Annotated in this window: 19 protein-coding genes; 9 read left to right on the forward strand and 10 right to left on the reverse strand. The window is 70.1% G+C overall.

Annotated features, from left to right (window positions below):
* Position 1: 1 nt before the first annotated feature.
* Positions 2-559 carry a helix-turn-helix domain-containing protein gene (locus HCA58_RS12735; protein WP_169598011.1) on the reverse strand — a complete coding sequence of 186 codons (558 nt, stop codon included), beginning with the start codon at positions 557-559 and terminating at the stop codon, positions 2-4.
* 76 nt (positions 560-635) lie between these two features.
* Between HCA58_RS12735 and HCA58_RS12740 the strand changes: the two genes are divergently transcribed.
* Positions 636-2,255 (forward strand): FAD-dependent oxidoreductase, encoded by a 1,620-nt coding sequence (locus HCA58_RS12740; protein ID WP_169598012.1) that lies wholly within the window; start codon positions 636-638, stop codon positions 2,253-2,255.
* A gap of 115 nt (positions 2,256-2,370) precedes the next feature.
* Here the strand turns inward: HCA58_RS12740 and HCA58_RS12745 are convergent, their stop codons facing one another.
* From HCA58_RS12745 to HCA58_RS12755, 3 genes are read right to left on the reverse strand one after another with little or no spacing between them, the layout of a single operon-like run.
* On the reverse strand, positions 2,371-3,216 hold the full coding sequence (locus HCA58_RS12745; RefSeq protein ID WP_169598013.1) for a cation transporter: 846 nt from the start codon (positions 3,214-3,216) through the stop codon (positions 2,371-2,373).
* Entirely contained in the window at positions 3,216-3,545 is a 330-nt protein-coding gene (locus tag HCA58_RS12750) for a helix-turn-helix domain-containing protein (RefSeq protein ID WP_169598014.1), read from the reverse strand. The genes HCA58_RS12745 and HCA58_RS12750 overlap by 1 nt, the downstream gene beginning before the upstream one ends.
* Before the next feature lie 21 nt (positions 3,546-3,566).
* A complete protein-coding gene (locus tag HCA58_RS12755) occupies positions 3,567-4,226 on the reverse strand; it encodes a TetR/AcrR family transcriptional regulator (protein ID WP_169598015.1) in 660 nt (219 codons plus the stop codon).
* Positions 4,227-4,337: 111 nt separating this feature from the next.
* Here HCA58_RS12755 and HCA58_RS12760 point away from each other — a divergent pair, with 111 nt between their 5' ends.
* On the forward strand, positions 4,338-6,050 hold the full coding sequence (locus HCA58_RS12760; protein ID WP_169598016.1) for an ABC transporter ATP-binding protein: 1,713 nt from the start codon (positions 4,338-4,340) through the stop codon (positions 6,048-6,050).
* Positions 6,050-7,876: an ABC transporter ATP-binding protein gene (locus HCA58_RS12765; protein WP_169598017.1), complete on the forward strand. Its 1,827-nt coding sequence runs from the start codon at positions 6,050-6,052 to the stop codon at positions 7,874-7,876. Before HCA58_RS12760 ends, HCA58_RS12765 begins: the two co-directional genes overlap by 1 nt.
* Here the strand turns inward: HCA58_RS12765 and HCA58_RS12770 are convergent.
* Together HCA58_RS12770 and HCA58_RS12775 are read right to left on the reverse strand one after the other, a co-directional pair.
* A complete protein-coding gene (locus HCA58_RS12770) occupies positions 7,787-8,512 on the reverse strand; it encodes a class I SAM-dependent methyltransferase (protein WP_169598018.1) in 726 nt (241 codons plus the stop codon). The two genes, HCA58_RS12765 and HCA58_RS12770, sit on opposite strands and share 90 nt — an antisense overlap.
* Positions 8,513-8,719: 207 nt before the next feature.
* Positions 8,720-9,172, reverse strand: a complete 453-nt coding sequence (locus HCA58_RS12775; RefSeq protein ID WP_169598019.1) for a hypothetical protein — start codon at positions 9,170-9,172, stop codon at positions 8,720-8,722.
* Positions 9,173-9,607: 435 nt separating this feature from the next.
* On the opposite strand from HCA58_RS12775, the gene HCA58_RS12780 reads away from it, so the two are divergent.
* Positions 9,608-10,840 carry a GTP-binding protein gene (locus HCA58_RS12780; RefSeq protein ID WP_169598020.1) on the forward strand — a complete coding sequence of 411 codons (1,233 nt, stop codon included), beginning with the start codon at positions 9,608-9,610 and terminating at the stop codon, positions 10,838-10,840.
* 115 nt (positions 10,841-10,955) lie between these two features.
* Entirely contained in the window at positions 10,956-11,363 is a 408-nt protein-coding gene (locus HCA58_RS12785) for a Fur family transcriptional regulator (RefSeq protein ID WP_169598021.1), read from the forward strand.
* 33 nt (positions 11,364-11,396) lie between these two features.
* On the opposite strand, the gene HCA58_RS12790 is transcribed toward HCA58_RS12785, so the two are convergent.
* The 4 genes from HCA58_RS12790 to HCA58_RS12805 are packed head-to-tail and all read right to left on the reverse strand — an operon-like array spanning position 11,397 to position 13,659.
* Positions 11,397-11,831, reverse strand: a complete 435-nt coding sequence (locus HCA58_RS12790; protein ID WP_169598022.1) for a Fur family transcriptional regulator — start codon at positions 11,829-11,831, stop codon at positions 11,397-11,399.
* Positions 11,832-11,837: 6 nt separating this feature from the next.
* The gene (locus HCA58_RS12795) at positions 11,838-12,098 is read right to left on the reverse strand and encodes a hypothetical protein (RefSeq protein ID WP_169598023.1); all 261 of its coding nucleotides are present in this window, start codon (positions 12,096-12,098) and stop codon (positions 11,838-11,840) included.
* Positions 12,095-12,358: a type B 50S ribosomal protein L31 gene (locus HCA58_RS12800; protein WP_169598024.1), complete on the reverse strand. Its 264-nt coding sequence runs from the start codon at positions 12,356-12,358 to the stop codon at positions 12,095-12,097. The genes HCA58_RS12795 and HCA58_RS12800 overlap by 4 nt, the downstream gene beginning before the upstream one ends.
* Complete coding sequence (locus HCA58_RS12805; protein ID WP_169598025.1) at positions 12,355-13,659, reverse strand: GTP-binding protein; 1,305 nt, start codon at positions 13,657-13,659, stop codon at positions 12,355-12,357. Before HCA58_RS12805 ends, HCA58_RS12800 begins: the two co-directional genes overlap by 4 nt.
* A gap of 43 nt (positions 13,660-13,702) precedes the next feature.
* Here HCA58_RS12805 and HCA58_RS23885 point away from each other — a divergent pair, with 43 nt between their 5' ends.
* The 4 genes from HCA58_RS23885 to rpsN all read left to right on the forward strand — a co-directional run bounded on the left by HCA58_RS23885 (position 13,703) and on the right by rpsN (position 14,975).
* Entirely contained in the window at positions 13,703-14,188 is a 486-nt protein-coding gene (locus tag HCA58_RS23885) for a winged helix-turn-helix domain-containing protein (RefSeq protein ID WP_346775975.1), read from the forward strand.
* Positions 14,189-14,264: 76 nt separating this feature from the next.
* On the forward strand, positions 14,265-14,501 hold the full coding sequence (rpmB, locus tag HCA58_RS12815; protein WP_169598027.1) for a 50S ribosomal protein L28: 237 nt from the start codon (positions 14,265-14,267) through the stop codon (positions 14,499-14,501).
* On the forward strand, positions 14,501-14,668 hold the full coding sequence (rpmG, locus tag HCA58_RS12820; RefSeq protein ID WP_169598028.1) for a 50S ribosomal protein L33: 168 nt from the start codon (positions 14,501-14,503) through the stop codon (positions 14,666-14,668). Before rpmB ends, rpmG begins: the two co-directional genes overlap by 1 nt.
* A 1-nt stretch (position 14,669) precedes the next feature.
* Complete coding sequence (gene rpsN / locus HCA58_RS12825; RefSeq protein ID WP_169598029.1) at positions 14,670-14,975, forward strand: 30S ribosomal protein S14; 306 nt, start codon at positions 14,670-14,672, stop codon at positions 14,973-14,975.
* The last annotated feature ends 50 nt before the right edge of the window (positions 14,976-15,025 follow it).

The raw sequence follows: 15,025 nt of genomic DNA on the forward strand, positions 1-15,025 counted from the left end.
GTCACTGGTGCAGGTGTGCCCGCTGGCCCTCGCGGTCGAAGAACATGATCAGCTCGGCCGGCGCGTCGAGCGCCGTCATCGAGTGCGGCGTCATCGTGGAGAATTCGGCTGCCTCGCCCTTCTCGATCTCGATCTGCCGTTCGCCGAGCCACAGCAGCACCCTGCCTTCGAGCACCAGGAACCAGTCGTACCCGGGATGGACCCGCTGAGCCGGCATCGTCGCCGTGGGTTCCAACCGGAGCTTCACCGCCATGGTGCGCCCATCGACGCGGCTCAGCGGCCAGGTGGTGCGCGAACCGGAACGGTGCTGCACGGGGCGGATCACCACGTCCTCGTCACTGGTCGCCTCGAACAGGACGTCGAGGCTGACCTGTAACGCCTCGGCCAGCGGCACGAGCACGTCGAGGCTGAGCGTGCGTTTACCCGTCTCGACCCGGCTGATCGTCGACGGGCTGAGGTTGGTGCGTTCGGCGAGTTCGTCAAGTGAGTAGCCGAGCGTGGTGCGGATGCTGCGCAGCCGGGTACGCGCCAGCCGTTCCACTGCACTGCGGTCGTTCATCTTCCCAGCATGACGGCGGCTTGCGAATGCTGCAAGGCACCTTTCAGATGCTGCCAGACCCTCCTACGGTTGACCCATGACCGACCACGCCCACGGCACTGCCGAACCCACACCGCACCCGAGCATCGTCCGCAGATGCGACGTCGCAGTCATCGGCGGCTCGGCTGCCGGACTGGCAGCCGCGCTTCAGCTCGCTCGGCAGCGACGGTCGGTCATCGTGGTCGACGACGGCACGCCGCGGAACGCGCCGGCCACGCACATGCACAGCTACCTCGGACGCGAGGGCACCCCGCCAGAGTCGATGCTCAGCATCGGGCGCGAGGAGGTCCGCAGCTACGGCGGCAACGTCCTGACCGGCCGGGTGCTGGCGGTACGCGACGAGGACGACGGATTTCATCTCGCCCTCACGGGCGGCCACGGCCTCGTCGCCCGCCGGTTGCTTGTCGCGACCGGCATCGTCGACGAGCTACCCGACATCGAGGGCCTCGCCGCGCACTGGGGCCACCAGGTGTTCAACTGCCCGTTCTGTCATGGTTGGGAGGTTCGTGACCTGCGCGTCGTGCAGATCGTCACGACGGCGATGGGACTGCACCCCACCCAGCTGATGCGACATCTGACCGACCGGCTGACCGTGGTGCTGCACGACGCGACGGGGATCGATCCGGCTGTGACACAGACCCTCGTCGCCTCCGGGGTTCCGGTGGTCGAGGCCGCGGTGCGCCGGGTAGCCGCCGCCGACACCGAGGGGTCACTCGTCGTCGAACTCGCCGACGGAAGCAAGCTGCCGGCGGATGCGATCCTCACCGGGTCCCGGTTCCGCCCCAGGATCGAGATGCTCGCCGGGCTCGGCATCGACACCACGGCCCACCCCAGCGGGCTCGGGGAGTTCGTCGCGGTGGACCACACCGGGCGTACCAGCGTGGCGGACGTCTTCGCAGCCGGGAACCTGACGGATCCGAGCGCCCAGGTCCTGCAGGCTGCGGCGAACGGCAGCTGGATCGGTGCCCAGATCGCTTTCAGCCTTGCTGCCGAGGACATCAGGGCGGGCGTCCGTCCCTCCGGCGTCGCGATCGAGTGGGACAGCCGCTACGGCGACCAGGAACGCGTGTGGAGTGCCAACCCGAACGGCACGCTCGTGGCGGAGGTGGCGGACCTGCCCCCCGGACGGGCGCTCGACGTCGGCGCGGGTGAAGGAGCCGACGCGATCTGGCTGGCCGAGCGAGGCTGGCAGGTGACCGCGTCCGACGTCTCGGGCAGGGCGCTCGACCGTGTCCGGGCCGAGGCGGAACGTCGCGGGCTCGACGTGCGTACGCTGCTCCGCGACGCCAACGACCCCGCCGCGTACGCAGGTGAGACCTACGATCTCGTTTCCCTGCAGTACGGGTCGTTCCAACGCACTCCGGAGCAGCGCGGACTGCGCAACCTGCTCGACGCCGTGGCCGTCGGCGGGACACTGCTCGTCGTCGGCCACGACCTGAGCTGGCTGCGGCAGCCGTTCGACCCGGGCGAGCAGACCCGCATGTACGACCCGGAGGCGTACGTCGGTATCGACGAGATCGCCGCCTTGATCACAGCTTCCGGTGACTGGCGCGTCGAGGTGAACGAGACCCGCCCACGTCCTGCGGGGGCGATCAGCACCCACCACGTCGACGATGTCGTGCTGCGCGCCGTTCGACTGGATCACCACAAGGAGTGAGACCCACGCCGGCGTGCCGGTGGCCCGGACCGGCGTCGACCCCGCTGCTGGACGAGGACGTCACCCGCGAACGTGGTGACGTCCTCGTTCCGTCAGTGGTGATGCCTTGATTCCGTCAGTGGTGATGCCTTCGGTCCGGCACACCGGTCGGCGTGCAGCTGTGGCGATCCTGGTCGGCGTCCGACCGCAGGGTGCGCCGTACGGTCATCTCGACCTCGCCGCAGCAGGAGCCGCCACGCTTGCAACCGCAGCCGGAGCTCGCGTCGTTGCCGGTGCCTGCACTGTTCCCGGTGCCCGGATCGTTCCCGGTGGTCGTGTCGGGGGTGACGGGTATCGTGCAGCAGGTGTCACCGCGCCAGGCTTCGCGGCCTTCCTTGACCGCGACGACGGCGATGAACAGCGCGGCGACCGGGTCTGCCCAGGACCAGCCGAACAGGCTGTTCACCGCCAGCCCGACGAGCAGCACCGCGGACAGGTAGGTGCACAGGAGGGTCTGTCGCGAGTCGGCCACCGCGGAGCGGGAGCCGAGTTCGCGCCCGGCGCGGCGTTGAGCCAAGGACAGTACGGGCATGATGAGCACGGACAGGCCCGCAAGTACGAGACCGATCGTGGAGTGCTCGGCGTCGGCGCCGCCCAGTAGCGACCGGACCGCCTCGACGCTCACGTAGGCGGCGAGGGCGAAGAAGGAGATCGCGATGACGCGGAGGGCCAACTTCTCCCGTGCCTCCGGGTCGCGGCCGGCGAACTGCCAGGCGACGGCGGCTGCGGATGCCACCTCGATGAAGGAGTCGAGGCCGAAACCGATGAGCGCGGTCGACGAGGCGACCGTGCCGGCGGTGATCGCCACGATGCCCTCGATGACGTTGTAGGTGATGGTGGCGGCGACCAGCAGCCGTACCCGACGGGCGAGCACCGCGCGCCGCGCCGCTGTGGGCTGGGACTGGACCGGTGTCAGGCTCATCAGCAGCAGCCGTCTTCCGTCTGGGTCGTGCAGGCGGCGGGGTCGACAGCGAGGACCAGGCCGAGCAGGTCGCTGAGGGCGTGGGTGAGGCGTCCATCGGTCAGTTCGTAGCGGGTGCGCCGGCCTTCGGGTACCGCGACGACCAGGCCGCAGCCGCGTAGGCACGCCAGATGGTTCGACAGGTTCTGTCGGCTGGTGTCGAGCAGGTCGGCCAGATCAGCTGGATAGCCCGGCCCCTCACGCAGGGCGAGCAGGAGTCGGGCGCGAAGCGGGTCGGACAGGGCGTGGCCGAATCGGGCCAGCACCTGGCTGTAGGTGAGCGTCTCCACGACCGTGGACAGTACACGCAATCATGTATTCAGCAAAGGATGTACTTTCGGTCGCCTCGATCCGAGTCCGCTGAGGATGAGGTCGAGGCCGGCCTGGAAGGACTCCGAGAACGGCAGGCTGAGAAGGTCCCGCCCCACCCGGCTGGTCGCCGGGTGTGAGGTGGCGTCGATGCTGGACAGGCCGTCGAGGAAGGCCCCAGTCCGGTCGGGGGCCCGACGGCGGGTGCGGACGTCTGCGGCGTCCTCGATCGCCACCCGGGTGAACGTCCAGCTCATGATCGCGGTGGCGCCCCGGGCGACCGTGGCATCGTCGAACCCGGCCTCGGCGAGGATTGCGACGAGCATCTCGAGCAGGTCGTAGGCCGCCGGTCCGGCCGGTCCGTTGTCGATCAGCCACGCCGCTACGCCCGGGTACTGTCGGAGCGTATCGCGCTGTGCCGTCGACCAGGCTCGGGCGCGTTCATCCCACGGTGCGTCGGGCGGCAACTGCGGGCACACGAGTCGACCGATCCGGTCGGCGACGAGGCGGACCAGTTCCTCGCGATCGACGACGTGGCGGTAGAGGGCCATCGCGGTGACGTCGAGCCGGGTCGCGATGGCCCGCATGGTCACGGCGGACAGGCCGCCACCGCGGGTGATGTCGATGGCGGCGGCGACGATGGAGTCCTGGCTCAACGTCAACGGTGACCCACCCCTTCTCAAGAAACCTGCGTCGACAATCGTTTCCATCTGTGCGGTATACGTAGTAAACATAACTGACCGCGCCTTCATCCACCGCGAAGGACAGCTCCGATGACGCCATTCGGCCTGCTTCGACCCATCGTGGGCCCGCTCGCGCTGGCCGCCGCCCTCCAGGCGGCCGCCAGCATCCTCAGCCTTCTCCCGCTGCTGGCACTGGCGCGGTTCGCCGGCGCCTGGATGTCCGGTAACGATCTCCCCGGTAGGGTGGTCGTCGTCTCCGCGGTCACCGGAACCATCGGTGCGGCGCTCGCCGCCGCCGCGGCGACCTGGATCACCCACCGCGCCGATGCGGATCTCAGTCGACATCTGCAGCATCGTCTGGTAGCGACGATCCGCGGAGCCCCGGTCCCGGCGGTGGCCGGGCAGGGCACCGCAAGGATCAAGAAGGTCGTGCAGGATGACACCGGGGCCCTGCACTATCTCATCGCCCACACGCTGCTCGACGCGGTCGCGCTCGTGGTGACACCGGTCGCCGGGTTCGTAGCGCTCACCGTGTTCGACTGGCGACTCGCAGTGTGCAGCCTGGTGCCGCTCGCACTCGGTGTCGGCTTCTACGCCCGGGCGATGCGTGGGTCGGGTGCCCAGTTCGCCGAGTACGCCGCCGCGCAACGTCGGATCAACGCCGCCGTCGTCGACTTCGTACGCGGCCTCCCGGTCGCGAAGGTCTACGGTGGAGCCGGCGGCGCCCGGACCCGGTTCCTGGTGGCGGTGACCGGCTTCCACGACTTCTTCCGGGCCTGGTCGTCCGGCACCACCGCAGTCACGACGGCGTCCTGGCTCGTCGTCACCCCCGGCCTGACCGTGGCGTGCCTCACCACGATCGGTGTGCTCGCCGCCGGTGCAGGCTGGTTGACGCCGACCGCGTTGGTCGCCGGTGTCGTGCTGGGGCCGGCGATCAGCGCCCCGGTCGCTGTCGCGGGGCCCCGTCTACAGGCGATCCGTACCGGCCTTTCCGCGCTCGCGTCGATCCGCGAATTTCTCGACCAGCCGGTGCTCCGGTTCGGATCCTGCACGCAGGCACCGACCGGCACCGTCCGCCTGGCACGGGTCACCCATCGGTACGACGCCGGCCGGATCGCGCTCGACGACATCTCGGTCGCCCTGCCCGCCGTCGGAGTCGTTGCGCTGGTCGGCGCCTCCGGCAGCGGGAAGAGCACACTCGTGTCGTTGCTCGCCCGCTTCGCCGAACCCACCTCTGGCCAGGTGCTGATCGGAGACACCGACATACGGGAGCTCACCGAGAGTGCGCTCTACGACCACACCAGTTTCGTCTTCCAGGACACCGGCGTGCGCCAGGCGAGCGTGCGTGACAACCTCACCGGCGGGCGCCCCGTCCGCGACGAGGACCTCGTCCGAGCCACCCGCGCCGCCGCGATCCACGAGGAGATCGCCGCACTACCGAATGGCTACGACACCGTCCTCGGTGTCGACACCGAGCTCTCCGGTGGTCAGCGCCAACGCGTCTGCCTGGCCCGCGCGCTGCTGCGCGAACCCCGCCTACTCGTCCTCGACGAGGCCCTCTCAGCCGTCGACGCCACCACCCGCGCGACGCTGCTGATGTCGATCGAGGCGGAGGCGACCCGCCGCGCCGTCCTGCTGGTCACCCATCAGGTCGACGTAGCCGACCGGGCCGACCGGGTCCTGGTCCTCGAACACGGCCGCCTCGTCGGTGACGGCACGCCCGCCGAACTCCGCGCCACCTGCCCTGCCTACCGGGCGCTGGCCGACGCCGAAACCGTACCCGCCGCAGGGGGAAACCGCTGATGCTCCGCACCCTGTTCCGCGTCCTTCCGCGGCCACACGCCCGACAGTTGGCCGTGCTCACCGGTTGGCTGACCGCAGCCGCCATACTGCAGGGCGTCACTCTCGGGCTCGCCGGAATCAACATCGCGACATTTCTTGACGCGGGCTCGGCCGGCATGCCCTGGTTGACCGCACTTCTGGCCACCGCGATCGCTTACGGCGGGGTCCAATGGATCGCACAGGTGACCGCCTTCCGAGTGGGTAGGGAAACCGCGCGGGCCCTGCACGTGGGCCTGGGGGAACACCTCGCACAGCTGCCACTCGGCTGGTTCACCTCGACCCGGCAAGCCAGGATCATCGACTTGGCCACCACCGGCGTGCCGCAGCTGATGTCGTACCCGGCCCTGCTGCTGCGTCCAACGATCACCGCTGTAGTCACCCCGCCCGCCGCAGCGCTCACGTTGTGGGTGCTCGACTGGCGGTACGGGCTCGCAGTCCTTGTCGCCACCGCTGCGGGCTGGTGGTGCAGTCGGCTCAGCGGCCGGCTCGCCCGGTCCGTGGACGCGCGACGGCACGCCGTCCAGGTCGCGGCCACCAACCGCATTCTCGAATACGCCGGCAGACAGCCGGTGATCCGCACCGACCAGCGCCCCGGCGACACCGACGACCTGAGCCGGGCCCTCGACCACGCGGCCGAGGCGTCCCGGCGGTCGGCCGGTATCGTCCTGCCCGGTCTGTTGCTGTTCGGTGTCACGGTGAACGCGCTCTTCGCCGCCCTCGCCGGGCTCGGCGTGGCCTGGATAGCGGACGCTTCGCTCACCGTCGGCGTCCTGGTCGGTGTCCTCGTCGTTGCCGCCCGCCTGGCCGCGGTCGGATCGACCGGTGCCGAGCTCGCCGCCGGGCTGCGCCTACAGCACGCCACACTCGCCCGGATCGTCGACGTGCTCGACTCACGGCCGCTGCCGACCCTGCAACCGTCGGACAAGACAGCCCCCGGCGACCCGGTGGTGCGGTCCGGGGTCACGGTTCGGAACATCGGGTTCAGCTACGGCAGCGCAGACCCCGCCGGTGGGATCCCCGTCCTCGACGGTGTGTCGTTCACGCTTCCCGACCGTGGCCTGACCGCACTCGTCGGTCCGTCCGGCTCGGGTAAGACCACGATCACCCGGCTGCTGGCCCGGTTCTGGGACCCCACTGCCGGGAGTATCGAGATCGACGGGCGCGATCTGCGCACGCTGCCTGCGGACCAGTTCTACGCGCACCTGGCGACCGTCCTGCAGGACGACTACCTGCTCGACACCACCATCGCCGAGAACATCCGCACCGCCCGACCGGAGGCGACCGCTGACGAGATCGCCGAGGTCGTCCGAGAGGCCGGTCTGGAGGCGACGGTCGCGGCTCTCCCCGGTGGACTCGACCATCTGGTCGGACCTGGCGGAAGTCATCTCTCCGGCGGGCAACGCCAACGGATCTGTGTCGCCCGGGCGCTGCTCAAACGAGCCAGGCTGACGCTTCTCGACGAGGCCACCTCCGCCCTGGACCCCGCGAACAGCGAGGTGGTGCTCGACGCCGCCCGTCGGCTGGCCACCCAGGGACACGTCGTCGTTATCGCACACCACCTCGACACGATCATCGGTGCGGACCAGATTCTGGTCCTCGACCGGGGGCGTCTGGTGCAATGCGGTACCCACGCCGAGCTGAGCCGGGTGCCGGGGCGGTACCGCGACATGCTCGTGAGCCGCGTCCGGTTTTCCGGGTCAGCGGACCACCGCCCGCACCACGTCGAGTGGGCCGGTGACCGCGTGGAGACCGGCCTCGGTCAGTTCGGCGACGATCGCTTCCGGTGACACGACGAACCATCGGTACGCTGCCGTCACCTCGCGCACCAGTTGGTCGCTGTGGTCGAGCACCCGGTAACGCATCCGCCACCTGAGGGCGCCGGGCCCGTCCGGCTCGGCCGCTCCGCTGCCCACATACGTGTGGGTGCCCACCCGCACCCTGACGAACTCCGCCTCCGGGATCTCCATCGGCACTGCCGGCGGCTGCGCGTTGACCACCAGGGGTGCCCCGTCGGCGAGTCGGTCGCGTAGCCGCCCCCACAACTCGCGGCGGGCGTCCGGTGCCAGATGCCCGATCATGTTCATCGCGAGCGCACCGCCGATCCGGTCCGGCAGGGGGGCGTCCTGTGCGCCGGCGGCCACCACGGTGACCCGCTCCCGCAGCCCCGGGTCGGCGCCGAGCCGGCAGAGCAGGGCTGCGCGCTGGACGGCCGACGGCTCGACCGCCACGATCCGCGCGTCCGGCAGCACCTCGGCGATGAGCAGGCTGCTGAGTCCGCTGCCCGCTCCGAGGTCCACGATCGAGCCTGCCTGTGGTGCGGCGCCTTCCAGCGCGGCCCGTACGGGATCACGCAGCGCCTGCCACGCGTCGAGACTGAACAGGTCGAGAAACTCACCCGACTCGTGGTAATCGTCGCTGTTCATCCGTACCTCTCGTCGCGTCGTCCTGGGCCGCGTCGTCGTCTGGATCGTGGCCGCGATGTCAGATGATAATCATTACCGACACTGGCGGAGGGTCGCCAACGCGACCGGCGGTGGAGGCGGAATTCGCCTCCACCGCCGGTGACCGGATGTCGAGCTGTGCCCGGTGCCGCGATCCGAGTTGTCTGGCGCGAGGTCGTCGGAGCCGGTTCAGTGCTCGTCGTAGTGGCCGCCGTGTGCGGCGTGCCGATGGCCGTGGTGGACGTAGTCCAGGTGGTCGCCGTGCAGCACGGGAGAGTGGCCGCATCCGTCCCCGTGAACGTGGTCGTGTTCTTCGGCGATCACGTGCTCGCTCGACGCGCACTCGTCGTAGTGATCGTCGTGGGCGTGGTGCACGTGCCCGTCGTGCAGGTAGTCGGTGTGGCCGTCGTGTGGCAAGGACACGTGCCCGCAGCCGTCGGCGTGCCGGTGTTCGTGCTCCTCGGCAGGGCTGTGCCCCTCGACGCTGCACTCGTCGTAGTGCCCGTCGTGGGCGTGGTGCAGGTGTCCGTCGTGCATGAAGTCGACGTGCCCGAGATGCCGCACGCCCGTGTGCCCGCACTCGGGGCCGTGTGTGTGGTGGTGTTCGGCGTGATGGGTCGGGTGGATGGTGCCCGTGCTCATGTCGTCCTCCTCCTCGGTGACTCGCTCTCGGTCGAGAATACATGCGTAGTTGCGCATTTGTTCGGTCCGGTCGTCGCGCGGTTCGAGGTCCGGGTTGTGGCGGCGGCCGGCTGGTGATCGACGGCGCCAAGATGGTGGAGTTCCCCGCGCAGGTCGGTTGAATCGTCGGAGCCCGGCTCCGGCCTGGCCTCGTCGCGCCGTCCGGGTGTGCTGCGAGCTTTCGGCCCGGGTCGGCTGCCGGATGGCCAGTGGGGTCGGTGTCCGCGACGTGCCGGACACGCCGCGGGTGTCCGGTGTGGGAGTCCCGGGCACCACATGAAAACGAAAACCGATACCGGTAGTCTGTCGGGTGACCACGCGGAGAAGGGGAACCGATGGCCGTTGTGCAGCGGAAGGTGACGTGGCCCGATCGGGGGCGTCGGGGGTGGGTCGACCATGACTGAACGGCTGCCGGTGACGGTCCTGTCCGGGTTCCTCGGTGCCGGCAAGACCAGCCTGCTCAACCATGTCCTGGCCAATCGGGACGGGTTGCGCGTGGCGGTGATCGTCAACGACATGAGCGAGATCAACATCGATGCCGCATTGGTCCGTGACGGCGGGGCGCTCTCGCGGACCGAGGAACGACTGGTCGAGCTGACCAACGGCTGCATCTGCTGCACGTTGCGCGACGACCTGCTCGACGAGGTGGCGCGGCTGGCGCGGCTGGGTCGGTTCGACTATCTGCTGATCGAGTCCAGCGGGATCTCCGAGCCGATGCCCGTGGCCGCGACGTTCGCCTTCGGGGTGGAGGGTGGGCAGATCCTGGACGATCTGGCCCGACTGGACACGACGGTGACGGTGGTCGACGCGGCGGGTCTGCTGGCCCGGATCGAGGCGGGGGAGACGCTGGAGGCGCGTGGCCTGGCCGCGTACGAGGGGGACGATCGCAGCATCGCCGACCTGTTGGTCGACCAGATCGAATTCGCCGACGTGCTGGTGGTCAACAAGACCGATCTGGTGTCCCCGGAGGACCTGACGGTCCTGGAGGCGCTGCTGACCCGGCTGAACCCGGCGGCCCGGCAGGTCCGGGCCGTGCACGGTGCGGTGCCGACGGCGACGATCGTGAACACGGGTCGGTTCGACCTGGATCGAGCGGAGACCGCGCCGGGTTGGGTGGCCGAGCTCAACGGCGAGCACGTGCCGGAGACCGAGGAGTACGGCATCTCCAGCATCGTGTTCCGCGACCACCGGCCGTTCCAACCGCAGCGCCTGTGGGAGTTGCTCGTCGGCGGCCTGGACGCCTTCGGTGTGGTGCGGTCGAAGGGGTTCCTGTGGCTGGCCAGCCGCCCGGACGCGATGGCGCTCTGGTCCCAGGCCGGGCCGTCCGGGCGGTGTGACCCGGCCGGCGTACCGATCGCGGTGTCGGGACAGTGGCCGGAGGATCCCGGCGAGCGGGCGGAACTGGAGTCCCGCTGGCATCCGGTCTTCGGTGACCGCCAGCAGGAACTGGTCTTCATCGGCGTCGGTCTGGACGGCGACGGGCTACGGTCCGCGCTGACCGCCTGCCTGCTCACCGACCCGGAGGTCGCCGCCGGGGAGGCGGCGTGGCGGGCCCTGCCCGACCCGTTCCCCGAGTGGGACCTGGGGGATGTGCACGAACACGACCACGCCGAGCCGGCCCTGACCTGAACGTGCCCGCCGGTTGACCTGCGTGTGCGCCGTGCTCGACCACCCTGTCGGCTACCATCTCCGTCGCGTACTCGCAACACCCGGCCCGGGTGGAGTGAAGAGGAGGTGACAGCCGATGGGGACGAATCCGATTCCCGGTGCCGTCCGCAACACCCGCCAGCGGGCGGAGGTGATCGAGCTGCTCGCCCGCTCGGACGAGTTCCGCAGCGCGCAACGCCTGCACGCGGAGCTCCGCGAGGGCGGCGCCGCGGTGGGTCTCACCACGGTCTACCGCACGCTGCAGGCGCTGGCGGACGCCGGTGAGGTGGACATCCTGCGCCTACCCACCGGCGAGCAGCTGTTCCGCCGGTGCAGCCGCACCCACCATCATCATCTGGTGTGCCGGGACTGTGGTCGCACTGTCGAGATCACCGGCCCAGCCGTCGAGTCGTGGGCCCGCCGCACGGCCAGCCAGCACGGGTTCACCGACGTCAACCACACCTTGGAGATCTTGGGTACCTGCGCCGCCTGCGCCGACCAGTGACCACCCCGCTCGGGGCAGGGTGTCGTCCGGTCGCTACGGTGCCGGGGCGTCGGTGCAATCGGCGCAGTGTCCGTGCAGGTCGATCCGGTCCGCGTGCGGGGTGAAGCCGGTCGACGTCCGTAGCTCGGTGAGCCATGCCTCCACCAGGTGTGGCGGGCACTCGGTGATCAGGCCGCAGTCATCGCAGAGCAGGTGTTGGTGCGGGGTGTCCGGGCAGCGTCGGTAGGCGCGCTCGCCGCCCACCTCGAAGGAGTGCAGCAGTCCGACCTCGGCGAGCCGGTGCAGCGCGCGGTACACGGTGCTCAGCCCGATCCGGTGACCGGCATCGGTCAAAGCACCGTGGACCGCCTGGGCGGTCATCGGGTGGGTGCGGCCGGTCAGCACGGCGAGGATGGCCTGCCGTTGCCGGGTGGTGCGTACGCCGGTGGCCCTGAGTCGTGCGTCGGCGGAGGGCACGGTCTCGGTCATGGCCGGTCACCCGCGCCGGCCGGCGTGGACACCGCGCGCTTCGCGAAGGAGCACGTCGCGGCGGTCGCCGAGCCAGACAGGATCGCTCCGTTCGGGTAGTCGGTCCCAGGTTTGCGGATCGACGGCGCCGCAGCCGACGCCGCCCGCGAGCCGGTCGCCGGTTGCGGCCAGCTCGCGGGCGGCGACCCGGTACCAGGCCCGGTCGGCCGTGGCGGCGTCGACGAGGCGGCGTTCGGGGGCCGCCCAGCCGATGCGAGCCTCGGTCATCGGGACTGCGGTGATCCGTTGCGGGCGTACTTCTGGCGGAACTTCTCGACCCGGCCGGCGGTGTCGAGCAGCCGTTGCTTACCGGTCCAGAAGGGGTGGCTGGCCGAGGAGATCTGCACGTCGATGACGGGGTAGGTGTTGCCGTCGGTCCATTCGACGGTCTGGTCGCTGGTGGCGGTGGAGCGGGTGAGGAAGGCGAAATCGGCGTCCTTGTCGCGGTAGACGACGGGACGGTACTCGGGGTGGATGCCGGGCTTCATGCGGGTCGTACTCCTTCGGTGTCGGTTGCGGTGTCTTCCAGCTCCTCCGCCCCGAGGGGGAAGCAGCCGGCGAACGGGTCGTGGTAGGTGCGCCAGGTCTCCTCACCGTCGGCGAGTTCGGCGTCGGTGAGCAGGCAGCCGGCGAGGGTGCGGTGCAGGTCGACGGAGTCGATGTCGAGGCCGATGAAAACCAGGTGTTGATGCCGGTCGCCGTAGTACGGGTCCCAGTCGAGGGCAGCGGCGAGGCGGCGCTGGTCCTCGACGTACTCCCAACGGTCCTCGGGCAGGCTCACCAGCCAGTGTCCGAGGGAGCCCATGGCGAGGCCGCCGCCAGCGAACTCCCAGGCGATCGCGGTGTCGGGTTGGCTGGCCAGCCAGACGTGCCCACGCGAGCGGACGATCTCGGCGTTGACCTCTTCGAGCACATCGTGCAGGCGTTGCGGGTGGAACGGTCGGCGGGCGCGGAAGACGGCGGAGACGACTCCGCAGTCGGACTCCGGCTCGTGCGCGCCGAGCGTGTAACCCTGCAGGCCGCGCGCGAAGATTCCGGGGGTTTCCGGCCGGTGCCGGTGGGTGTGGCGGAGCTGCCCGGTCAACGTACCGGCGTCGACGAGGTCTCCGTGGACCCGGACCTGCGTCGCCCACGGCGCCATCCGTTCGAGCAGTACGGAAAGACGGCTGGTGTCGTACGCACCCTCGCGGGACTCTCCCCACAGGACGATGGTGTCGGCGTACTCGATCTGACGGACGACGACGTCGGCCAGTGCCCGGTCGTCGTTCTCGGCAGCCGCGATGCCCAGGCTCTTCAGGTCGTCGGTGCTGGCCAGGCCGTCGAGCAGGTGCTCGGCGTCGACCACGGTGACGTAGGAGTCGACCCGGATCAGGTCGGTGATCGGGGCACCGTCGATCAGGCAGTGCGCACAGACAGCGGCGACCGCCTCCGGTTCGACGACCTCGGGCAGCATCAGCAGCAGGTCGCGGTGCGGCTGGGTGCGGGCCAGCCGGGCGAGGGTGGGCAGTACGTCCTCGCGCAGGGTGCAGGAGACACAGCCGTGGGCCAGGGTGATCCGCTCGTCCTCGAGCACGCCGGCACCGTCGCGCACTATCCGGTGCACGGTGCCGGCGGCGAGGTCGCTGAGATCGTGCCGGATCAGCAGCAGCGCCGGATCCGCCGCCAGCAGCGTTCGGGCGACGGCGTACGTCGCGGACGGCCAGAAGCCGCTGAGCACGGTCAGCGACGGGCGGGTGTCGGCCGCCGGAGCGCCGGGTTCGGCGGGTGCGAGCGGTGACGTCGACATCACAATCCTCTCGACACGAACTGAAAACGGTTGTCATTATATGCACGTGATCGGCGACGAGTGGGTGGGGGTGTCGGTGGAAGACGACGGTGGCATGGTGGTGACCATCCGGTTGCCGGTCGCGGGGTCGCTCGACGCCGACGCGGCTCGACTGCTGCGGCTGGTGGGGCGCCTCGCCGCCCGCCAGGTCGACGGTGGTGCCGAGCGGCCGGTGGCGCGAGGCACGCACCTGTTGCGAGTCGTCCCGTACGCGCGGACGGTCTACTGCGACGGCCGTGAGATCCCGCTCACCCGGCGCGAGTTCGACCTGCTCCGGCATCTGGCAGATCATCCCCGGCGGGTCTTCACCCGCGCCCAGCTGCTCGATCGGGTGTGGGGTCATCCGTTCACCGGTGCCCGAAGCGTCGACGTGCACGTGCGACGTCTGCGGGTCAAGCTCGGCGCCGACCTGCCGGTGATCTCCACGGTGCGCGGTGTCGGGTACCGGCTCGACGAGGCCGTGTCGGTCGAGGTGGTGGACGACCCCTGGTGAAGGTGTGTCCGAACGGCTGATATAAAAACGAAAACGGTTGTCGTTATTGTCGATCTTGATCGTGGAGGAGTTGGTCGTGTCCCGACGCTGTGACGTCACCGGCGCGAAGCCGAGCTTCGGCAACGCCGTGTCCCACTCGCACCGGCGCACCCGTCGCCGGTGGAACCCGAACCTGCAGAACCACCGCTACTGGCTGCCGTCGGAGCGGCGCTGGGTGCGGTTGACCCTCACCGCGAAAGCGCTCAAGACCGTCGACCGCAAAGGCATCGAAGCGGTCGTCGCCGAGCTGCGCAGCAAGGGAGTGAAGCTCTGATGGCCCGCCAGACCGATGTCCGTCCGATCGTGCGGATGCGCAGCACCGCCGGCACCGGCTACACGTACGTGACCCGCAAGAACCGTCGCAACGACCCGGACCGCCTGGTACTGCGCAAGTACGACCCGATCGTGCGCCGTCACGTCGAGTTCCGCGAGGCGCGCTGACATGGCCCGCAAGAGCTTGAGCAACCGGCAGGCGCGCCGGGAGGACCTGGTGGCGCGGCACGCCGACCGCCGTGCGGAGTTGAAGCGGACGATCGCCCACCCGGACACCGACCCGGCCGTACGCGACGACGCCGTGCGTCGGCTGGCCCGCCTGCCCCGCGACTCGAGCCGGGCACGGCTGCGCAGCCGGGACCTCATCGACGGCCGGCCACGAGGCGTGCTGACCCGCTTCGGGCTGTCCCGGGTCCGGTTCCGGGAGATGGCGCTGCGAGGCGAGCTGCCCGGCATCCGGAAGGCGTCCTGGTGACGACCGCCGCGTACCGGGCGGGCGTGGGTCGCCGGCCCGAGCCGGCGGGC

The organism is Micromonospora sp. HNM0581, assembly GCF_012726175.1.
GTDB lineage: Bacteria > Actinomycetota > Actinomycetes > Mycobacteriales > Micromonosporaceae > Micromonospora.

What these genes read in the sequence shown, in the direction of transcription:
- HCA58_RS12775 (WP_169598019.1), bottom strand. Translation starts at nt 9,172, where the DNA reads ATGAGCACGGGCACCATCCACCCGACCCATCACGCCGAACACCACCAC.
- HCA58_RS12745 (WP_169598013.1), bottom strand. Translation starts at nt 3,216, where the DNA reads ATGAGCCTGACACCGGTCCAGTCCCAGCCCACAGCGGCGCGGCGCGCG.
- HCA58_RS12780 (WP_169598020.1), top strand. Translation starts at nt 9,608, where the DNA reads ATGACTGAACGGCTGCCGGTGACGGTCCTGTCCGGGTTCCTCGGTGCC.
- HCA58_RS12790 (WP_169598022.1), bottom strand. Translation starts at nt 11,831, where the DNA reads ATGACCGAGACCGTGCCCTCCGCCGACGCACGACTCAGGGCCACCGGC.
- rpsN (WP_169598029.1), top strand. Translation starts at nt 14,670, where the DNA reads ATGGCCCGCAAGAGCTTGAGCAACCGGCAGGCGCGCCGGGAGGACCTG.
- HCA58_RS12740 (WP_169598012.1), top strand. Translation starts at nt 636, where the DNA reads ATGACCGACCACGCCCACGGCACTGCCGAACCCACACCGCACCCGAGC.
- rpmG (WP_169598028.1), top strand. Translation starts at nt 14,501, where the DNA reads ATGGCCCGCCAGACCGATGTCCGTCCGATCGTGCGGATGCGCAGCACC.
- HCA58_RS12800 (WP_169598024.1), bottom strand. Translation starts at nt 12,358, where the DNA reads ATGAAGCCCGGCATCCACCCCGAGTACCGTCCCGTCGTCTACCGCGAC.
- HCA58_RS12795 (WP_169598023.1), bottom strand. Translation starts at nt 12,098, where the DNA reads ATGACCGAGGCTCGCATCGGCTGGGCGGCCCCCGAACGCCGCCTCGTC.
- HCA58_RS12770 (WP_169598018.1), bottom strand. Translation starts at nt 8,512, where the DNA reads ATGAACAGCGACGATTACCACGAGTCGGGTGAGTTTCTCGACCTGTTC.
- HCA58_RS12785 (WP_169598021.1), top strand. Translation starts at nt 10,956, where the DNA reads ATGGGGACGAATCCGATTCCCGGTGCCGTCCGCAACACCCGCCAGCGG.
- HCA58_RS12760 (WP_169598016.1), top strand. Translation starts at nt 4,338, where the DNA reads ATGACGCCATTCGGCCTGCTTCGACCCATCGTGGGCCCGCTCGCGCTG.
- HCA58_RS12735 (WP_169598011.1), bottom strand. Translation starts at nt 559, where the DNA reads ATGAACGACCGCAGTGCAGTGGAACGGCTGGCGCGTACCCGGCTGCGC.
- HCA58_RS12765 (WP_169598017.1), top strand. Translation starts at nt 6,050, where the DNA reads ATGCTCCGCACCCTGTTCCGCGTCCTTCCGCGGCCACACGCCCGACAG.